The 19267-nt window shown below is 52.8% G+C and carries 15 protein-coding genes; 5 read left to right on the top strand and 10 right to left on the bottom strand.

From position 1 onward, the window contains the following. Positions 1 to 262 precede the first annotated feature (262 nt). From EDI29_RS04265 to EDI29_RS04255, 3 genes are all read right to left on the bottom strand, one after another. On the bottom strand, positions 263 to 1180 hold the full coding sequence (locus EDI29_RS04265) for an aldo/keto reductase (RefSeq protein WP_137739869.1): 918 nt from the start codon (positions 1178 to 1180) through the stop codon (positions 263 to 265). A 155-nt stretch (positions 1181 to 1335) separates the two neighbouring features. Next, positions 1336 to 3270 (bottom strand): exoribonuclease II, encoded by a 1935-nt coding sequence (locus EDI29_RS04260; protein ID WP_137739868.1) that lies wholly within the window; start codon positions 3268 to 3270, stop codon positions 1336 to 1338. Between the two features lie 236 nt (positions 3271 to 3506). Beyond that, entirely contained in the window at positions 3507 to 5819 is a 2313-nt protein-coding gene (locus EDI29_RS04255; protein WP_137739867.1) for an FdhF/YdeP family oxidoreductase, read from the bottom strand. Positions 5820 to 5990: 171 nt separating this feature from the next. On the opposite strand from EDI29_RS04255, the gene EDI29_RS04250 reads away from it, so the two are divergent. From EDI29_RS04250 to EDI29_RS04230, 5 genes are all read left to right on the top strand, one after another. Then, a complete protein-coding gene (locus EDI29_RS04250; protein WP_137739866.1) occupies positions 5991 to 6893 on the top strand; it encodes a LysR family transcriptional regulator in 903 nt (300 codons plus the stop codon). A gap of 351 nt (positions 6894 to 7244) precedes the next feature. After that, the gene (locus tag EDI29_RS04245) at positions 7245 to 10118 is read left to right on the top strand and encodes a flavocytochrome c (RefSeq protein WP_137739865.1); all 2874 of its coding nucleotides are present in this window, start codon (positions 7245 to 7247) and stop codon (positions 10116 to 10118) included. Positions 10119 to 10206: 88 nt separating this feature from the next. Continuing rightward, a complete protein-coding gene (locus EDI29_RS04240; protein ID WP_137739864.1) occupies positions 10207 to 11178 on the top strand; it encodes an FAD:protein FMN transferase in 972 nt (323 codons plus the stop codon). Between the two features lie 104 nt (positions 11179 to 11282). Beyond that, positions 11283 to 11606 (top strand): hypothetical protein, encoded by a 324-nt coding sequence (locus tag EDI29_RS04235; protein ID WP_137739863.1) that lies wholly within the window; start codon positions 11283 to 11285, stop codon positions 11604 to 11606. A 1-nt stretch (position 11607) separates the two neighbouring features. Further along, a complete protein-coding gene (locus EDI29_RS04230; protein ID WP_137739862.1) occupies positions 11608 to 11994 on the top strand; it encodes a DUF6331 family protein in 387 nt (128 codons plus the stop codon). A 71-nt stretch (positions 11995 to 12065) separates the two neighbouring features. On the opposite strand, the gene EDI29_RS04225 is transcribed toward EDI29_RS04230, so the two are convergent. From EDI29_RS04225 to sapA, 7 genes are all read right to left on the bottom strand, one after another. Then, the gene (locus EDI29_RS04225) at positions 12066 to 12713 is read right to left on the bottom strand and encodes a hypothetical protein (protein WP_137739861.1); all 648 of its coding nucleotides are present in this window, start codon (positions 12711 to 12713) and stop codon (positions 12066 to 12068) included. A 179-nt stretch (positions 12714 to 12892) separates the two neighbouring features. Further along, on the bottom strand, positions 12893 to 13681 hold the full coding sequence (fabI, locus tag EDI29_RS04215; RefSeq protein WP_137739860.1) for an enoyl-ACP reductase FabI: 789 nt from the start codon (positions 13679 to 13681) through the stop codon (positions 12893 to 12895). Between the two features lie 191 nt (positions 13682 to 13872). Continuing rightward, complete coding sequence (gene sapF, locus EDI29_RS04210; protein WP_005972439.1) at positions 13873 to 14688, bottom strand: putrescine export ABC transporter ATP-binding protein SapF; 816 nt, start codon at positions 14686 to 14688, stop codon at positions 13873 to 13875. Beyond that, positions 14688 to 15680, bottom strand: coding sequence for a putrescine export ABC transporter ATP-binding protein SapD (sapD, locus tag EDI29_RS04205; protein ID WP_137739859.1), 993 nt, complete (start codon positions 15678 to 15680; stop codon positions 14688 to 14690). Before sapD ends, sapF begins: the two co-directional genes overlap by 1 nt. 16 nt (positions 15681 to 15696) lie before the next feature. After that, positions 15697 to 16587 (bottom strand): putrescine export ABC transporter permease SapC, encoded by an 891-nt coding sequence (sapC, locus tag EDI29_RS04200; RefSeq protein ID WP_040043321.1) that lies wholly within the window; start codon positions 16585 to 16587, stop codon positions 15697 to 15699. Beyond that, on the bottom strand, positions 16574 to 17539 hold the full coding sequence (sapB, locus tag EDI29_RS04195) for a putrescine export ABC transporter permease SapB (RefSeq protein ID WP_107167546.1): 966 nt from the start codon (positions 17537 to 17539) through the stop codon (positions 16574 to 16576). Before sapB ends, sapC begins: the two co-directional genes overlap by 14 nt. Then, a complete protein-coding gene (gene sapA, locus EDI29_RS04190; RefSeq protein ID WP_137739858.1) occupies positions 17536 to 19224 on the bottom strand; it encodes an ABC transporter substrate-binding protein SapA in 1689 nt (562 codons plus the stop codon). The genes sapB and sapA overlap by 4 nt, the downstream gene beginning before the upstream one ends. Positions 19225 to 19267 lie beyond the last annotated feature (43 nt).

Here is a 19267-nt window from a genome sequence, read left to right as displayed (position 1 = left end):
TGCCTTTGCCGCCTTCCTGCAACTCGAATTATTTGGGGTATATGGCGCGAGTGTTAATGCAATTTAACAATAGTGGGTTTGTTGGCGAAGAGAAGCGGATGGATGAGAAAGTGTGAGCGAACGTGAATTTCTGTAAAGAAACTTAAAGAGTAAACAATGGCTAAGGTAGTCGAGCAGTAAAATTAGCGTGAAAAGATGACAGACTCTGCCGGGGGAAATTCAGAGGATGGCAGAGTCTGAGCGTTTAAGACAAAACGTTTACTTAAGGCAACACGTTGCCGGCGGCGCGGTAAATCTCGTACCACTCTTCGCGGCTGAGCGTCAGCGTAGACGCCGCAGCGATATCACGAATACGTTCTGGGCTCATGGTGCCGATAACCACCTGCATGTCGGCAGGGTGGCGCAGAATCCACGCGGTGGCGATCGCAGTGTTGGTGACGTTATGATGCTTGGCGATGTGGTCAATCGTCGCGTTTAGCTTGGGGAATTTCTCATTGTCGAGAAAAACGCCCTCAAAAAAACCGTATTGGAAAGGTGACCAGGCTTGAATCGTCATTGAATTCAGGCGGCTGTACTCCAGAATCGCACCGTCGTGATTCACCGATGCGGGGTTCGTCATATTGACGTTAAAACCCGCATCAATCATGCCCGTGTGCATGATGCTGAACTGCAATTGGTTGGCGATAAGCGGCTGACGCACGGATTTCTTCAGTAGCTCAATTTGTAATGGGTTCTGATTGCTGACGCCGAAATGACGAACCTTCCCGCTACGTTCCAGTTCATCGAATGCTGCCGCGACTTCATCGGGTTCAAACAGCGTGTCTGGGCGGTGCAGCAGGAGTGTATCAAGATAGTCCGTTTTTAAGCGTTGAAGGCTGCCTTCAACGGACGCAACGATGTGCGCTTTGGAAAAATCGAAAAAGCCCTTGCGGATGCCGCACTTGGATTGCAGAAAAATCGATTCCCGGCGGATGGACGTCTTCTGTAAACCTGCGGCGAAAACCTCTTCCGACAAGCCAGAGCCATAGATATCGGCATGATCGAAGAAATCAATGCCGGCTTCAACGGATGCATTAAGGATGTCAGCCGCTTCATCCGTGCTTTTCTTCGCCATTCGCATACAGCCCAACGCAATGTTGGAAGCCTGTATCGCGGATGTGCCGATTGTTATTTTTTTCATCGGAAACACTCCTGTTAGTAGGGTGGCACGTCTGTCGTTGATAAACCATGCCTTGAAACCATGTGCGGAATAAACGCTGGTGACGCGCGGGGCGGTTCGCTGTGAACGCCCCGCGCGGAGATGTTGTCCGCCGAGATGACTCGGCGGTATGACGATTATGCGGCGGGTTTTGCCACGATGCTGCGGGTTTCCAGACGCACTTCAGCGATGAGGACGTCTAGCGTATCCCCCTGACGATAAACCACGTCGCCTTTCACCGAGAGGGTGCCCATTTCCTGGCTACACACCAACTCATCACGCACCGCATGGATAAAGGAGGACGGGATAAACGCCACCGCACCATTATCTAACAGGCGAACGCGCAGACCGCCGCGTGTGACATCAATGATTTCGGCGTTGAAGCGACTCTCCGTGCCGGCTTTATCTTTGAGGTAGCGGGCGTACAGCCAGTCGCCGACATCGCGCTCGGCCATGCGGTTAAGGCGACGGCGTTCGGCCAGTTGTACCGTGATGTCATCCTGCGGTTTTTCTGCGGCCTGTCCGGTGATAACCGCTTTCAGCAAACGGTGGTTCACCATATCGCCGTATTTACGGATCGGGGATGTCCAGGTGGCATAGGCTTCCAGCCCCAGACCAAAGTGTGGCCCCGGCGTGGTGCTCACTTCCGCGAAAGACTGGAAGCGGCGGATACGGCTATCCAGGAACTGTGTCGGCTGGGCATCCAACTCGCGGCGCAGCGTACAAAAGCCTTCCAGTGTCAGCAGCGTCGGTGCATCAGCCTGAACGCCATGCGTGTCCAGTACCGCAACGGCTTGTTCAACCGAGGCGGGATCGAAACCGTTGTGCACGTTATAGATACCAAAGCCCAGTTTATCGCGCAGCACAATGGCCGCACAGACGTTGGCGGCAATCATGGATTCTTCAACGATACGATTGGCGATGCGGCGGTGTTCAACCACGATATCCAGGACGTCACCCTTTTCACCCAGCAGGAAGCGATAATCCGGGCGATCTTTAAACACTAAGGCATGCGTGGTGCGCCATTCGCTGCGTGCCAGACAGAGGCGGTGCAGCAAACGGATTTGTTCAGCAATGGCCTCGCTTTGTGGCTGCCACTCGCCTTGATTTTCCAACCAATCAGAGACGTTGTCATACGCTAATTTGGCTTTGGATTCGATCCAGGCGGCAAAGAAGTGGATATCGTCACCCAGTGCTCCGTCGGCGGCAATCGTCACGCGGCAGGCGAGGACGGGGCGACGCTCGTTCGGGAGCAGGGAACAGATATCGTCCGACAGCGCACGCGGCAGCATCGGGATGTTGAAGCCGGGCAAATAGTTGGTGAAGGCGCGCTGGCGTGCAATGTTGTCCAGTTCGCTACCCGCATCCACATACGCGGTTGGATCGGCGATGGCGATAGTTAATTGCAGTGAACCATCACCGTTGTCCTGCACATGCAGCGCATCGTCCATATCTTCGGTGCTGGCGCTATCGATAGTGACAAAGTTCAGCGCAGTCAGATCTTCACGCACGAGCTCGCCGTCATGGCGTTCAGTGGTTTCAACTTCCGGGGCAGCACGCTCCAGATTGTGGCGTGACAACGTCACCCACCACGGCACCAGTGGGTCATCGCCCGTGGTGATGTACTGCGTCAGTTCAGCATGGAAACCACGGTCGCCTTTCAACGGGTGGCGGCGCATTTCGGCTACCGCCCAATCGCCTTCCTGAAAATCGTGCGTCACATCGCGCGCGGCGCGGCAAGGAATCGCATCTTTCAGCAACGGGTGGTCAGGCGTAATAGATAAGCGATCGTCTTTTTTATGAATGCGCCCAACAAATCGGGTAAGGAAGGGTTCGATCAGCGTTTCTGGTTCGACAATTTCCCGATCTTTTTCCGTATGCAGGGTGGCGGTAATCCGGTCGCCGTGCATCACTTTTTTCATGTGCGGAGGGGGAATGAAATAGCTTTTTTGTCCGTCAGCCTCAAGAAAGCCAAATGCCTTGTCGGTACCTTTGACGACACCTTCAACACGCGGTGTCTGAGAGTGAAGTTGCTGTTTTAGCTGTGCAAGCAGCGGATTATCTTGAAACATAGCGTCCAGAAATACGATTGTGAGTGGCTTAATTAGCAGTTCACAGTTTTACTCGAATCAGGTGCTGGCGGCAAGAATAATCGGGGGAGCCGTGGCCGTATAACGACGGGGAAAGCGCGAATAAATTTGAATAAAGTCAACGCTGATTTGAGAGAAGCCCTGTCGTGTGCGCTATTGGTTTCGCAACACGACAGGGGGATGCTTACGCTATGACATAGGCCCTAATGAAGAGCGGCTTAAGCGATACGCAGCAGAGATTCCGCTTGCGTACTGCGCCGAACGCTAACGGGCACCGACTTAGAGGTTGGTGTGTGCGTTTCATCGCCGAAGCTGGACAGCGGCACCAGCGGGTTGGTTTCCGGGTAATAGGCTGCCAGATTACCGCGTGGAATATTGTAGCTCACCAGCTTGAAGCCGTTGACGATGCGGGTAATACCATCGTTCCACAGCGTTTCGATATCGACCCGATCGCCATCTTCCAGCCCTAGCGCGGTAATGTCATCCGGGTGCATAAATAGCACTTCCCGCTGACCATAAACGCCGCGATAGCGGTCATCCAGACCATAAATCGTGGTGTTGTACTGATCGTGCGAACGCAGCGTTTGCAGCGTAAAGGGGACGTCGCTGCCTTGTAGCTGCGGGAACAGCGTATCGGGCAGAGCGGCATGGCCGAATTGGGCTTTTCCGTTGAGGGTGTTAAACCGCCGTTCTGCGGCCGCATTGCCGAGATAAAAGCCGCCTGGCAGGTCGCAGTTGGCGTTGAAATCGGTAAAGCCAGGGATGGTGGCGGCAATATGATCGCGGATGCGTGAATAATCGTCCGCCAGCGCCAGCCAGTCGAGCTTTTCATTGCCGAGAACCGCATTGGCAATACCGCAAACAATCGCTGTCTCTGAACGCTGCAACGGTGAAAGCGGCTGCCCGACACCCTGCGAGGCGTGCACCATACTGAAGGAATCCTCGACGGTAATAAACTGTGCGCCGCTGGCCTGCATGTCGAGATCGGTACGGCCGAGCGTTGGCAAAATCAACGCATCAACCTTGCCGGTAACCAGATGACTGCGGTTGAGTTTGGTGCTGATATGTACGGTCAGATCGCAACGGCTGAGAGCTTCTTCGGTGCGTGCTGAATCGGGGGCGGCGGCGGCGAGGTTACCACCCAGTGCGATCAGCACTTTTATCTCATCGCGCAGCATGGCTTCCAGCGCCTCTACCGTGTTGTGGCCTGCGGCGTAAGGTGGGGTGAAATCATAATGCGCTGCCAGACGATCGAGAAACGCAGCGGTCGGCTTCTCATCGATCCCCATCGTGCGATTACCCTGCACATTACTATGACCGCGTACCGGACACAGCCCAGCGCCCGGTTTCCCCAACTGCCCGAACAGCAGTTGCAGGTTCACGATTTCGCGCACGGTGGCGACGGAATGCTTGTGTTGGGTTATGCCCATCGCCCAGGTGCAGATCACGCGCGGAGATTGCTGATAAATCGCCGCCACATAGCGTAGCTGTGCTTCACTCAAGCCGGACTGCTGTTCGATTTTCTGCCAGCTTGTGGCATCGACAGCCGCCAGATACTCGTCTACTTGTTGAGTATGCGTAGACAGGAAATCCTGATCGAATAACCCCGACTCTCCGTCAGACAGACGCTGACGATGCGTTTCCAGCAGCGCTTTTACCATGCCGCGCACGGCAGCCATATCACCGCCCAAATTAGGTTGCAGGTAAGTTTCGCTAATGGTGCCGGACAGCGGCGTGAGCAGTTCCAGCGGATTCTGCGGATTGGCAAAACGTTCCAGACCGCGCTCGCGGAGCGTATTGAAGGAGACGATGTGTGCACCGCGATCGGCGGCGTGACGCAGGCTGTGCAGCATACGCGGATGGTTGGTGCCGGGGTTCTGACCGAAGACGAAAATCGCGTCAGCCTGTTCGAAATCATCCAGTCGGATAGTGCCTTTGCCAACGCCGATACTCTGTTTCAGGCCGGTGCCGCTGGCTTCATGGCACATATTCGAGCAGTCAGGAAAATTGTTAGTGCCTAGCATGCGGCCAAAAAGTTGGTACAGATAAGACGCTTCATTACTGGCACGGCCAGAAGTATAAAGCTCGGCCTGATTGGGGTGTGCCATGTTACTGATATGGTGAGCGATCAGTGCGAAAGCGGCGTCCCAGTCGATGGGAACATAGCGATCGCTGGCGCGATCGTAGCGCATCGGGTGGGTCAAGCGCCCCTGATACTCAAGAAAATAGTCACTTTGCTGGCGTAGCGTCGTAACGCTGTGAGCGGCGAAGAAATCCAGATCGACCGCCTTGCGCGTCGCTTCCCAACTGACCGCTTTTGCGCCGTTTTCACAGAAGCTGAAGGTGCTGCTGTTGTCATCACCCCAGGCACAGCCGGGGCAGTCAAACCCTTTTGATTTATTGACCCGTAACAAGTTTCGGATATTTTTCAGCGCTTGCTTGCTGTCGAGGACAAAACGCGTGGTGGCTTCCAATGAGCCCCAGCCGCCAGCCGCGTTGCGGTATGGCTTGATGGATGGTTTGAATTTCATGTACGTTCCGCAGGTGATGATGTTTTTTTTATGTGAACAAAATTTTAAATATTTGCTCTTGAGGGAAGTTTAGGTGCCGCCAGCGATCGCGTCTAATCAAATGCGGCTATGGTGGGATAGAGGCGGTTTATCGATGGTATACTTGTCGCTTACCCACTACAGAGTCTGACGATGGATATTAAACAGCTGCAATACCTATGCAATCTGGAGAAAGAGCGCCATTTTGGCCGGGCAGCGGAAGCCAGTTTTGTCAGTCAGCCCACGCTCTCCATGCGGTTGAAAAATCTGGAGAAGGAGCTGGATCTGGCGTTAATCAATCGGGGTAACAATTTTGAAGGTTTCACGGCCGAAGGCGAGCGCGTGCTGGCCTGGGCGCGGGAGATCGTTTCGGTCTATCAGGGATTAAAACTGGAAGTCGCGTCGCTGAAACGTGGCGTAAGCGGGGTATTGCGTATCGGGGCGGTGCCGCAAAGCAGTATCGCGCTGTCGAGCCTGCTGGCAGCGGTGAATAAGGAATATCCACAGTTGGATTTCCAGATCTCGCTGTTCAGTGCGGATCAACTGCTGGAAGCGCTGAATGCGCATTCGGTGGATGTCGGTATCGGCTTTTTTGAATTTTCGACGCTACAGGAGCTGCACTTTCAGGCGTCGCCACTGACGGAGCGGGGCGTTGACCTGTTGTTCCATCCGCACCATTTTCCGCAGTTGATAGGGGATGTACCGCTGACTCTCGATGCGCTTTCTGAGGTGCCACTCTGTCTGGCGGAAGCCAGCCGCTATTTCCGTCGCTATCTGGATAGCCATTTTCGTGAGGCTGGGGTCTCGCCGTGGGTCAAGGTGGAAAGCGCTTCCGTCCTGCAACTGCTCCAAAGCGTCTATGTTGGGCTTGGCTGCGGCATTGTGCCTCATGGCAGCCTGATCCCAGAGATGACGCCCGCATTAACGCTGCGGCCGCTGCAATTTCCCCCGATGCGCCGCCAGCCTGCGGTTGTCATCGCACAGGCTGGCAGAGCGACGCCGCTGGCGCAGAATTTCTTTGATGTCGCACAGCAGTGGTTGCATGCTCAGCCATAGCGGTGTGACCAATAATTCTCTCTTTTTGTTTCTGTTACGCCCCAGTCTTATTGTTTACCAGGGTGTTTTTTTGTTATGCAGAATATAAATAATATCAGATTGGTTATTTTAAGGATAAGAAGATGTTAATGAAGTGAATGGAATATTAAATATAAAAAAGAGTTGTACAAATACCCCTAATGAAAGCGGATCTACAAAATAGTTTAAATACTAAGAAAACATTTTATAACATTAAAAAAAATAGATACTTGGTAAGTAATAAGTTCGCAAATTATCAGCCAGAAGAATTAATAATTAAAAGAAAAACATGGCCTTTTCGAACAGGATTTTATTTTAAGTGGAGTATTCATTATGAAGAATAGTCACCATGATTTATTTGCTGCTTTTACTCTCCCCAACGGCGTGACGCTGAAAAATCGGGTTTTGATGGCTCCGATGACCACCTGTAGTGGATTTTATGATGGAAGCGTGACCAAAGAGCTGGTGGAATATTATCAGCTCAGAGCTGGCAGCATCGGCACCGTGATTGTGGAATGCTGTTTTATTGATGATAAAGGGTTGGCTTTTCCCGGCGCGATAGGGATAGACAACGACGACAAAATTGCCGGACTCGCCAACATTGCGACAGCGATTAAAGAAAAAGGCTCGACGGCGATCCTGCAAATTTACCATGGCGGCAGAATGGTTGAGCCGCGTTTCATTGGTGGTGCGACGCCCGTTGCCCCTAGCGCCATCGCGGCACCGCGCGCGGGTGCCATCGTTCCGGTCGCGCTGTCAGGTGATGAAGTGGAAGCCATGATCGGCAAGTTTGGTGATGCTGTCCATCGCGCCATTCAGGCGGGTTTCGATGGTGTAGAAATCCACGGAGCCAACACCTACCTGATCCAGCAGTTTTATTCACCTCACTCTAATCAGCGCTCAGATCAATGGGGTGGCAGCCGTGACAAACGCGCGGCGTTTCCGCTTGCCGTTCTGGATATTGCCCATGCTGTCGCCGATAACTACGCCGATCCGTCCTTTATCATCGGCTATCGCTTCTCGCCAGAAGAGATCGAAGAACCGGGCATTCATTTTGATGATTCGCTCTATCTGCTGGAAAAACTGGCGGCGCGCGGACTGGATTACGTCCACTTCTCTATGGGAAATATCCTGCGCTCATCGATTATCGAGACAAACGATCCGACGCCGCTGATTAAAAAATACGTTGCCCGCCGTTCTGCGACATTAGCGGCAATTCCGGTGATTGGCGTCGGGGATATTGTCAATCAAGCCGATGCCGATGCAGCGTTAGAAAATGGTTACGACCTGATTGCCGTTGGCAGAGCCTGTATTGCTTATCCAGACTGGATGGATTGCATTGCCGAACAGAAAAAACGCGATCTTTATATTGCCAGCGATAAACGTGAAGCATTAATGATTCCTGAACCGCTGTGGCGTTTTTCATTAGTTGAAGCCATGATTCGGGACGTGAATTTAACCGGCAAGAAATTTAAATCCGGCGCTTATCAGGAAAACGTTCAGGATGAAGGTGGCGAACTGCTAATTACCGTCCATTTCGAGCAAAATCGGGTCGCCGATATTGCGCTGGATAATAGCGAGATTGATGATTCACTGAAAATCAGTTTTGAGATTATCCGTGAGCGCATTCTGGATACCAATAGCCCCCACGTAGATGCAGTAACGGGCGCAACGGCGCAGAGTGAAGCGATTAAAAAAGCCGTCACCAAGGCGATGGTGAAATCCAGCAAAGACGCTATTATCGCCGATGGCGGTAACCCGGATGCGCGTCGCGAGGCGGATGTGGTGGTGATTGGCAGCGGCGGCGCAGGGCTGGCGGCGGCGATTCAGGCCAGTGAAGAGGGCGCGCGCGTTATCGTGATTGAAAAGATGCCGGTCATCGGCGGCAACACGATTAAGGCCTCTGCTGGTATGAACGCGGCGGGAACGGTCTTCCAGCAAAATAAAGGCATCGAAGATAGCCACGCGCTGTTTTATAACGAAACGCTGAAAAGCGGAAAACAGAAAAATAACCCGACGCTGGTGCAATATTTTGTCGATCACGCATCTGATGCGATTAACTGGCTGGCGCAGCACGATATCGAACTGAGTGATATTACGACGACGGGCGGCATGAGCGTTGACAGAACGCATCGCCCTGCCAATGGCGCAGCGGTGGGCGGCTATCTGGTCAGCGGGCTGATTAAGAACCTTAATAAATACAATATTGAGGTGCTGCTGGAAACGTCGGTGACCGAAATTGTGCAGGAGAAGGGCAAGGTTACCGCCGTCAGAGTCGTCAATGATGAGCAGGAAGAGAGCCTGATTGCGACAAAAGCGGTGATTGTTGCCACGGGCGGTTTTAGTGCCAATCAGGCGATGGTGGAGTCATACCGCCCAGACCTGAAAGGCTTCGTCACCACCAATCACAAAGGCGCGACAGGCGGTGGCATTCGCCTGCTGGAACAGATCGGCGCGGATACGGTGGACATGGGGGAAATTCAAACCCATCCGACGGTCGAACAGACCACCTCTTATCTGATCTCCGAATCCATTCGCGGCGGTGGTGCCATTCTGGTATCGCAGCGCGGGGAGCGTTTCTTTAACGAAATGGAAACGCGCGATAACGTCTCGTCCGCCATCGTCAATTTACCGGAAGAATACGCGTATATCCTGTTTGATGAACAGGTAAGAAATCGCAACCGGGCGGTTGAAGAATATGTCGCTCAAGGGCTGACCGTCAGCGCAGGCAGCGTAGCGGAACTGGCCGAGAAACTCGATATACCGCAGGCAGCGCTGCACGCCTCGCTTGAGCGCTACAATACCTTTATTGCCGACAAACACGATGAAGACTTTGGCCGAACCACGGGGATGCGCGATCCGCTGAATCAGGCACCTTACTATGCGATTAAGGTGGCACCGGGCGTGCATCATACGATGGGCGGTGTGACGATTAACGCGAAAGCGGAGGTGTTGAACCGTCACAAAGAGACGATCTCCGGCGCTTATGCGGCAGGGGAAGTGGTGGGTGGGATTCACGGTGCGAACCGCATTGGGGGTAACGCCGTGGCGGATATCATTATCTTCGGTATTCAGGCGGGGATTCAGGCTGCGGCGTATGCTCGTGCACCGCGTCATTCTGGGTTTTCTCCTGCTAAGGCTCGTAAAGCAAGGTTTGTGGAATCCACGGATAAAATCGCTGAAAAACAGTCGGCTATGATGGAGTAGTGGAGCCGCTGGCGAGCGTCTGAAAGGGCGTTCGCCCTGTTTCGACCGTTTCCTCTCTGCACTGCAATTTGTTCATGGGAGTTACCCTATGCCTTCTGTCGATAACGCCTACGTCTATTCCGTACATCTGATGGGCAGTCCTATCCTGCTTAAACTGTTTACCCATGATGAAACCGCCGTCAGGCAGGTTTTCCATCGCATCAAGCAGCTCGAAGATTTGCTCACCGTTAATCGGGCACAGTCGGAAGTGATGAGTATCAACCACGCGGCGGGTAAAGCATTCGTTTCGGTCAGCCCGATTGTCTTTGCGCTGATTAAGCGCGCTAAAACGGTAAGCCTGATTGAAAATAGTCGCTTTAACGTGGCGATCGGCCCTGTCGTCAAACTATGGAAAATCGGTTTTAGCGGCAGCACGGTGCCTGACAGTGAATCGATAGATCGGGCGCTGGCATTAACCGATCCCGAACGTATTATCCTCAGAGAACAAGACTGCGCCGTATTGTTAGAAAAAGCAGGAATGGAGATCGACCTGGGCGCGATTGCGAAAGGTTATATTGCCGATATCGTCAGGGACGTGCTGCATCAACACGCTATTCAGGATGCGCTGATTAATCTGGGGGGGAATGTGCTGGCTATCGGCAGCGCGTTGACGGATGAGCAGGGGCTATGGAGCGTGGGATTGCAGAAACCTTTTGCGGACCGCGATAGTCTGCTCGGTGTGATTAGAGTAAAGAATAAATCCGTGGTGACGTCCGGCGTCTATGAGCGCTTTTTTACCGTGGACGATCATATCTATCATCATATTCTCGATCCCCGGACGGGGTATCCGCTGGATAATGAACTGCACAGCGTGACGGTTATCTCGAACGATTCCCTCGATGGTGATATCTATACGACATTGCTCTACGGCATGGGCGTGGACGCAGGTATCAAGTTTTTACAACACCAGCCGGATATTGAAGCGATTTTTGTGACAAAAGCGCGAGAGATTATCTTTTCTTCTCAGCGGCATTATAGGTTTGAATTGCTGGATAAAGATTATTTGGTGGCTATACGGTGAAAGTGAACATTGTATTCGCGCCTCCTGAGGAATTTGATTGTTTAACTCACTATTTTCCCAGCCTTTCGGTAAAATAGCCTTTTCTCTATTAAACAAAAAATACCATGTCCTCTACACTAGAACTTCCCGCCGGATGGGAATATGCCAACGGCAAAAAACAGCAGGCTTTACTGGCTGAATATCAGCTTGAGTTGCCAACCGTTCATCCACTCCATGGCGTTGATATTGATGTGATTGCCTATCGTGATGGTAATGATGACATCCTGCTGAAACATATTCAGGAGGCTGATCGTGTATCGGTTGTACATTTAACCTGGGCTATGCAAAAAGAGTTTGCCAATCTTCCTCGGATGACATTTATCGGTTCTTTTCAGGGATTCGTTGAATGGGAATACCTGATGTATGGCACGGAACCAGAAGGGGACTAACGTGGCGCTTATTAAGGAAAATTTTATCTCGATAGGAGATAACGACCGCATTGTCTTACCCGATTTAACGGGGCGGTATCAGCAGGCTGTTAATATTGATTACCTGCTCGAAGGATTGTTGCCCTTATGGGCGGCTATTGAAACTGAGTGTGTGGCCGCCTGCTGCGGCTTTGATGCCTTTGATTTCTATGCTGATACACTGTACGCCGCCGCTCGTAAACTGGAACCAGCAGAATTCGGTCACGCACTGCACTATGCTATTGAGCAGATCGCATTACTGGACACCACGGTGATATCCAGCCGCGTGCTGAATAATTTGGCAGATAAACAGGCCTTTATTGCCCTATTGCAGCATATTCGTACCAGTTTGCCGCAAGGAAATGAGTAACCAGAACGACGGTGAAAAATCACTTCTTCATTCCATCGCCCTGTGTGCTGGGGTCGATAATGCATAAGCGCTTATTTAATAGCTGAGTTCAATTCAATCTGTTCCAGCACTAATGCAACACTTTGATAAAATTCATTTTTATGGTTCACAAATGCTGATTTATTATCAATAAGATAGGCGTAGGAGATAGATTCCTTACTTATATTTTTAATTGCATTATTAATTGTAGCGGTGATGCGCTCTTCGAGAATAATTTCGTTTGGGCTTTCTTTAGTGTAGAAAACAATAAATGTTGCCGAAAAATGGCGGTTTGCTTGTTCTTTTAAACGTCCTGCGTCGTCGCGCGCACTATTCATCCCTCTATCTATTCTAATGGTATTTGTATTTTCATCCAGGTTGTGCCATACATGCTTAGCTTCGAGGGCAATGCTTTTCAATTCACTTTTTATATAAAGATCAACTCGCCCTTTACTGGTATTACTATCAGGATTTTCTCCTGTATCACCCTTTATTTTTTTGCCTGATGGATATTCCTCAATCGCTGTCCAGCCTAATGACCACGCCGCCCCAGCAAGAACGCTGACATTAGTGCGTTCGTTGTACCACCAACAGCAATCTGTTCTGTTTAATAGTTCAACATAGCGTTGATTTGCGCTAATCCACCCATTTAACAATTCCTCAATAAAGCTATCGTTTGCGCAGACTTTGTGAATAACCATTTAACACTCCATGTGAAGTTTTAATTATTTTATTATCTGCCCATAATCCGCTAATACAGAATTAACTATCAAAAAGAAAGCAGAAATTCACTGCCAAAGATTAAGAGGAATAATAAATAGGAGTAGGGAATATTTGACGTAGAGAAAGTAGCCTATACGAGATAGGCTACTTTTATGACTTATTTCAGTTCCAGCTCGTTCATCGCGGCGATGCTGAAGCCGCCGTCAACGTGCAGAACTTCACCGGAGATACCGGCAGCCAGATCGGAACACAGGAACGCGGCAGAATTGCCCACGTCTTCAATGGTCACGACACGGCGGATTGGCGTAACGGCTTCGCAATGCGACAGCATTTTCTTGAAGTCTTTGATGCCGGAGGCAGCCAGTGTACGAATCGGGCCCGCAGAGATGGCGTTGACGCGCACGCCCTGAGCACCCATGGCATTTGCCATGTAACGTACGTTCGCTTCCAGAGAGGCTTTTGCCAGACCCATCACGTTGTAGTTAGGGATAGCACGCTCAGCACCCAGGTAGGACAAGGTAACCAGCGCAGAGTTCGGGTTCAGCATCTTACGGCAGGCTTTCGCCATCGCGACGAAGCTGTAAGAGCTGATATCGTGAGAAATGCTGAAGCCTTCACGGGTAACGGCATCAACGTAGTCACCGTCCAGTTGGTCGCCCGGTGCGTAAGCAATGGAATGTACGAAGCCATCAAAGTTCGGCCATACGTTAGCCAGTTCGGTAAACAGTGCCTCGATGCTCGCATCTTCAGCGACATCACACGGCAGAACGATGCTGGAACCCAGTTCGCTGGCAAAGCCTTCAACGCGTGCTTTCAATTTTTCGTTCTGATACGTGAACGCCAGTTCGGCACCTTCACGTTGCATTGCTTGTGCAATACCGTAGGCAATAGAACGGTTGCTGGCAACACCTGTTACCAGAATGCGCTTACCGGTAAGAAAACCCATAGCAGTAATCCTTGTGATCATTGTTGCTGCGATCGCCACGTCTGTGCCTGTAAACCTACGCGGCAAGTGACGACCGAGATGAATAAACCGCGCAATTCTACCATGTTGGGGGCGGTAGGGGTACTCCGAGCAGTGTCCCCATTTTCCACCGACCTGTAGCTTAGCGGTACTTACCCGCTGGAGCACGCGGGTTAACGTTGTGCGCCGTCGCGTCGCCAGGCATCCGCGCTAAGCGCTTCGCCGAAGTGGCTGGCAATCAGACGTTTCGTCAGGTCATGGAGCGGGGCGGACAACACGTCGGCGGTACTGCCGCGTTCGACCACTTCACCTGCCTGCATCACCAGAATCTGGTCGCTGATGTGCTTCATCATGCCCAGATGCTGCGTCACGTAAATATAAGAGATACCGTGCTTTTCCTGTAATTCCAGCATCAGATTAATAATCTGTGACCGCATAGACATATCCAGCGACGCCAGCGCTTCATCGGCGACAATCACTTTCGGTTGCAGGATCAGCGCACGCGCCAGACCGACGCGCTGTTTTTGCCCCGGCGCGAGCGCATGTGGATAGTAATAAGCATGATCGGGACGTAACCCGACCTGCTGTAGCGCCTGATTAATCGCTCTTTCGCGCGCTTCGGCGCTGAGGTCGGTATTCAGCCGCAGCGGAACATCCAACAGTTGCCCGATACGCTGACGCGGGTTGAGCGCATTGCTCGCATCTTGAAAAATCATGCGGATACGCTGGCTGCGGTAGCCATAATCGCCATAATGCAGCGGATGATCATCGATAACGAGTTCACCGGACGTCGGCGCGATCATGCCTGACAGCATTTTCGCCAGCGTCGATTTCCCCGAACCGTTCTCGCCGATGATGGCAAGCGTCTGGCGCTCACGTAGCGTAAAGCTGACGGATTTCACCGCTTCAACATGTTGACGACGGAACAGCCCGGTCCGGTAGCGGAACGTCTTGGTCAGGTTGCGGGCTTCAAGCAGCATCTCAACCATCACGGTTCCTCCATGTTGAGCGGGAAGTGGCAGGCATATAAGTGGTTCTTCACGGAAAGCAGCGGCGGTGTTTGCATACACTGTTTTTGTGAATAAGGGCAGCGTGGGCCGAGCCGACAGCCAATCGGTAAGTGTTCCAGTGAGGGAATCGCACCGTTCAGGGTGTTTAACCGGCTTTTGTGCGGTAGTGAACGGCCAAAATCGGGCATCGCGCGGATCAGCGCCTGCGTATAAGGATGATGCGGCGCGGTGATCAAATCTTCACAGGTGGCACTCTCCACCGTTTGTCCGCAATAAAGCACGTTAATCCGGTCCGCCCATTTGCTCATGGTTTGCAGATCATGGCTGATGAGCAGGATCGTGGTGTTATTGTTTTGGTTCAGGCGCGACAGCAGGCGGAAAATCTGCGCCTGCGTGGTGGATTCCATCGCATTGGTCGGCTCATCGGCAATCAGCAGACGCGGCTGGTTCGCCAGTGCGATAGCAATCATCACTTTCTGACACTCACCGTCACTCAGTTCATAGGGATAACTGCCCATGATGTCTTTGTGATCTTTAATCCCGACGCGGTGCAGCAGTTCGATAGCGCGGCGTTTGCGCCAGTTAACTCGCTGCCACCACCGACCTTTATAGGTCCAGCCGGGGATCGCCTGCACCAATTGTCGACCGATGCTCTCTGACGGATCGAGACAAGATTGCGGCTCCTGAAAAATCATGGAGACGTTATGGCCGACCAGTTTCCGCCGTTCGCGCGCCGACAGTTGCAGCAGGTCGATATCATCGAAGCGGAAGCGGTCGGCAGTCACGCGCCAGTTTTCTTTGGTAATCCCGCAGATGGCTTTAGCGATCAGGCTTTTGCCTGAACCGGATTCGCCCACCAGCCCGCGAATTTCCCCTTCGCTCAGCGTCATACTGACGCGGTCAACGGCTTTTACGGCGCCGTCGGGGGTCAGAAATTCAATCGTCAGGTTACGGATATCAAGTAATGGCATAGGGAGTCGTCGCCTCTTATTCCGTTTCCGCGACGAGCGCGCGGCGGATGCCGTCGCCCAGCAGGTTGACGATTAACACGCTCAGCGCGATGGCCGCGCCGGGCAGCATCACGGTCCACGGCGCGGCATAAACCAGCTCCAGCGAGTTGCCAAGCAGGGCACCCCATTCGGTGGTGGGCAGCTGTGCGCCCAAATCGAGAAAGCCCAGCGCGGCAATATCCAGAATGGCGATCGACAGCGCGCGGGTAAATTCTGAAACCAGCAGTGCGGCGATGTTGGGCAGTACGACGTACCAGACCAGATAAAACGTGGACGCACCGTCAAGGCGGGCGGCGATCACATATTCTTTGTCCATTTCATCGTGCACCGCGTTGTAGATGGTGCGCACCATGCGCGGCAACAGCGCCAGCCAGACGGCGAGCATCGCGTGCTCGAGCTTCGGGCCGATAAAGGCAATCACCACGATCGCCAACAACAGCGACGGAATCGATAGCAGCGTGTCCAGAATATGGTTGAGCATCGCCGAACGTAGCCCGCGCGTAACGCCCGCAAAGACACCTAGCACGATGCCGCACAGCGCCGCCGCGTAGGTGACGATGAGCGACGCGCCAACGGTAGGGGCGGCACCGCTCAATAAGCGACTTAGCTGGTCGCGTCCTAAATCGTCGGTGCCGAGAAAGAACGACACTTCGCCGTAATGCGACCAGGAAGGCGGCAGCAGTTGATAGCCCAAGAATTGCTGATCAACTTCATAAGGTGCGAGAAACTTGCCGAACAGGCACAGGCCGATCAGGATCAAAAAGCCATATAGCCCGATCATTGCCAGCATATCCTGATGGAATGCCCGCCAGGTATCGCCCAGTCGGCTTGGCAGCCGCTTTTCGCTATAGACGTTATCGTAGGGCATACCATTCCTTATGTTTCAACGGATTTGCCATAGCGCCCCAGATATCAGACAGGATGTTGACCGTGATGACCATCGCGCCGACCACCATCACGCCCGCAGAAATCGCGGCGAAATCCTGCTGGCGAATGGCGTTCACCAGCCAGCGGCCGATACCCGGCCAGTTAAAGACCACTTCGGTAATCATTGTCAGCGTCAGCATGGTGGAAAATTGTAACCCCAGCTTGGGAATAATCGGCGGTAGCGCGTTGTGAATCAGGTGGCGGCGAATGATCGTAAAGCGTGATAGCCCACGGGTTGCCGCTGCTTTAATGTAATTTTTACTGATAATTTCCGTGGTACTGACGCGCATCAGGCGGATCACTTCGGTCGTTGGCCCGACGGCCAGCACGGTAATCGGCAGAATCAGGTGGCGGATGGCGCTGACGATCATTTCGCCGCGATGGGGTGAATCGGACAGCCAGGCATCAATCAGCGCAAAACCGGTCACGGTTTTCACCTGATAGAGCAGATCGAAACGGCCTGAAACGGGTAGCCAGCCGAGGTGCAACGAGAAGAACAGCGTCAACAGTAGCGCCAGCCAGAACACCGGCAGGGAAAAGCCGATCAGCGCCAGTGTGCTGATCACGATGTCCGCCCCGCGGTTCTGCATCACGCCTGCGGTAATCCCCAGTGGAATACCGACCAGCAGCGAGAGCGCAAACGCCAGCAGACAAAGTTCAATCGTGGCCGGGAACACTTCTTTCAGCAGCTCACTGATGGCCTGTCCGTTAATGCTGGAACGGCCAAAATCGCCCTGAAGCAGGCTAGAGAGATAGAAATGATAGGCATCAAACAGCGCAGCACCATTGAGTGGGGCGTTAGGCGTGTAATAGCTGAGGCTGAAGCCAACCAGCGTCAGCAGTGACAAGGTGACGATCAGCAACACCAGACGTCGCAAGGTAAAAATAATCACGGCTGTGCTTCCTCCACGGTTTCCGGTGCAGAGGGCTTCTGCTGCGCTTGCTGCTCCTCACGGTATACGCCCGCGAATGAGGCATTGCCGAACGGGCTCAATACCAGCCCTTTCATATCATAGCGGTAAGCGAGCAGCCGCAATGACGACGCCAGCGGTAGAACGGGTAACTGTTCTGCCAGAATACGCTGTGCCTGCTGATAATAGTCAATCCGCTTAGAGAGTTGCTGTGATGAAAGCGCGTTTTGCAGCACTTCATCAAAGGTGGGATTGCACCAGTGAGCATAGTTGCTCTGGGAACGAATCGCTGCGCAGCTTAGCAAAGGGCGGAAAAAGCTGTCCGGGTCATTACTGTCCGTTGCCCAACCCGCCAGCGTTAAATCGTGGCTAAGCTCCATTAACCGTGCTTCCTGAAAACGGCCTTCCACCGGAACGATGGTCACGGTGATGCCAACCTGTGCCAGATCGGCCTGTATCAGCTCTGCGGTTTTAAGCGGGCTAGGGTTGTAGGATTGTGACGCGCTCGGCACCCACAGGCGTAGGTTCAGGTTAGTCAGCCTCAGTTCCTGCAAGATTTGTCGTGCTTTCTGCGGATTATATTCCGTAATTTGCGATTCATTGTCGTACGCCCACGACGCGCGAGGCAGAATAGAGGCCGCCGTTTCCGCTGTGCCGTAATAAATTGACTGCATCAACCTATCGTTATTGATCGCCAGCGCGATGGCTTCCCGCACGCGGCGGTCATCCAACGGCGCTTTTCGTACGTTGAATGCCAAATAGGCGACGTTCATACCGGGACGTAGCGACAGACGCAGGCGCGGGTCGTTACGCAGGATGGCCAATTGGCTGGCAGCAGGGTAAGCGAGGACATCACATTCGCCCGTCAACAGTTTGGATAAACGGCCTGTGCCGCCAGAGCCAAGATCGATAACCACCTGCGGCATACGCGGCACGCCGCGCCAGTAGTCGACGTTGCGCGTCAGACGGATATATTGTCCGGTGCGGTATTCACTGAGCAGATAAGGCCCGGTGCCGACCGGTTCGCGATCCAGCAGCTCTTTCTTATCTTCTTTCACCAGACGTTGAGCATATTCAGCGGACAGAATCGGCGCGTAATGTGTAGCCAGATGCCACAGGAAAGAGGCATCTGGGCTGTTCAGGCGGATTTCAATACTGTATTCGCCCAATTTGCGAATACTTTGCACCGAATCGGCGAATTGCAGGCTATCGAAATAGGGATATTCACCGCCGTTGACATCATGATACGGGTGTTTCTTATCCAGCATGCGCTGGAAACTGAATATCACATCGTCGGCATTCATATTACGAGTCGGGCTGAACCAAGACGTGTTCTGGAACGGGACATCGTGACGCAAATAGAAACGGTACGTCGAACCGTTGTCCAATACTTCCCAGCGCTGCGCCAGTTCTGGCATTAACCGATAAGTATAAGGATCGACGTCCAGCAGGCGGTCATAAAGTTGCGCCGCCAGCGTATCGATCGTGACGCCACTGCGCGCCATTTGCGGGTTAAACGTGTTCAGGACATCATTGACGCAATAGACAAAACCGCTCTGGTGGATGTTTTCCAGCGGAGCAGGCGGCGTTAGCACGGGTTGCGGTGCGGCCAGTGCGGGTAAAGCCAGCCAGGTGAGTGCCAGTGCGAAACAGGTTTTTCCGAACATACGGGATTTTTCAGTCAATACGGTTATAGAGAGTGTATCGCAC

It is taken from the genome of Pectobacterium polonicum (assembly GCF_005497185.1).
GTDB classification, from domain to species: domain Bacteria; phylum Pseudomonadota; class Gammaproteobacteria; order Enterobacterales; family Enterobacteriaceae; genus Pectobacterium; species Pectobacterium polonicum.
The sequence above is the reverse complement of the archived record's forward strand: the minus strand, read 5'-3'. Positions and strand labels throughout refer to the sequence as shown.

What these genes read in the sequence shown, in the direction of transcription:
- EDI29_RS04265 (WP_137739869.1), bottom strand. Translation starts at nt 1,180, where the DNA reads ATGAAAAAAATAACAATCGGCACATCCGCGATACAGGCTTCCAACATT.
- EDI29_RS04260 (WP_137739868.1), bottom strand. Translation starts at nt 3,270, where the DNA reads ATGTTTCAAGATAATCCGCTGCTTGCACAGCTAAAACAGCAACTTCAC.
- EDI29_RS04255 (WP_137739867.1), bottom strand. Translation starts at nt 5,819, where the DNA reads ATGAAATTCAAACCATCCATCAAGCCATACCGCAACGCGGCTGGCGGC.
- EDI29_RS04250 (WP_137739866.1), top strand. Translation starts at nt 5,991, where the DNA reads ATGGATATTAAACAGCTGCAATACCTATGCAATCTGGAGAAAGAGCGC.
- EDI29_RS04245 (WP_137739865.1), top strand. Translation starts at nt 7,245, where the DNA reads ATGAAGAATAGTCACCATGATTTATTTGCTGCTTTTACTCTCCCCAAC.
- EDI29_RS04240 (WP_137739864.1), top strand. Translation starts at nt 10,207, where the DNA reads ATGCCTTCTGTCGATAACGCCTACGTCTATTCCGTACATCTGATGGGC.
- EDI29_RS04235 (WP_137739863.1), top strand. Translation starts at nt 11,283, where the DNA reads ATGTCCTCTACACTAGAACTTCCCGCCGGATGGGAATATGCCAACGGC.
- EDI29_RS04225 (WP_137739861.1), bottom strand. Translation starts at nt 12,713, where the DNA reads ATGGTTATTCACAAAGTCTGCGCAAACGATAGCTTTATTGAGGAATTG.
- fabI (WP_137739860.1), bottom strand. Translation starts at nt 13,681, where the DNA reads ATGGGTTTTCTTACCGGTAAGCGCATTCTGGTAACAGGTGTTGCCAGC.
- sapF (WP_005972439.1), bottom strand. Translation starts at nt 14,688, where the DNA reads ATGGTTGAGATGCTGCTTGAAGCCCGCAACCTGACCAAGACGTTCCGC.
- sapD (WP_137739859.1), bottom strand. Translation starts at nt 15,680, where the DNA reads ATGCCATTACTTGATATCCGTAACCTGACGATTGAATTTCTGACCCCC.
- sapC (WP_040043321.1), bottom strand. Translation starts at nt 16,587, where the DNA reads ATGCCCTACGATAACGTCTATAGCGAAAAGCGGCTGCCAAGCCGACTG.
- sapA (WP_137739858.1), bottom strand. Translation starts at nt 19,224, where the DNA reads ATGTTCGGAAAAACCTGTTTCGCACTGGCACTCACCTGGCTGGCTTTA.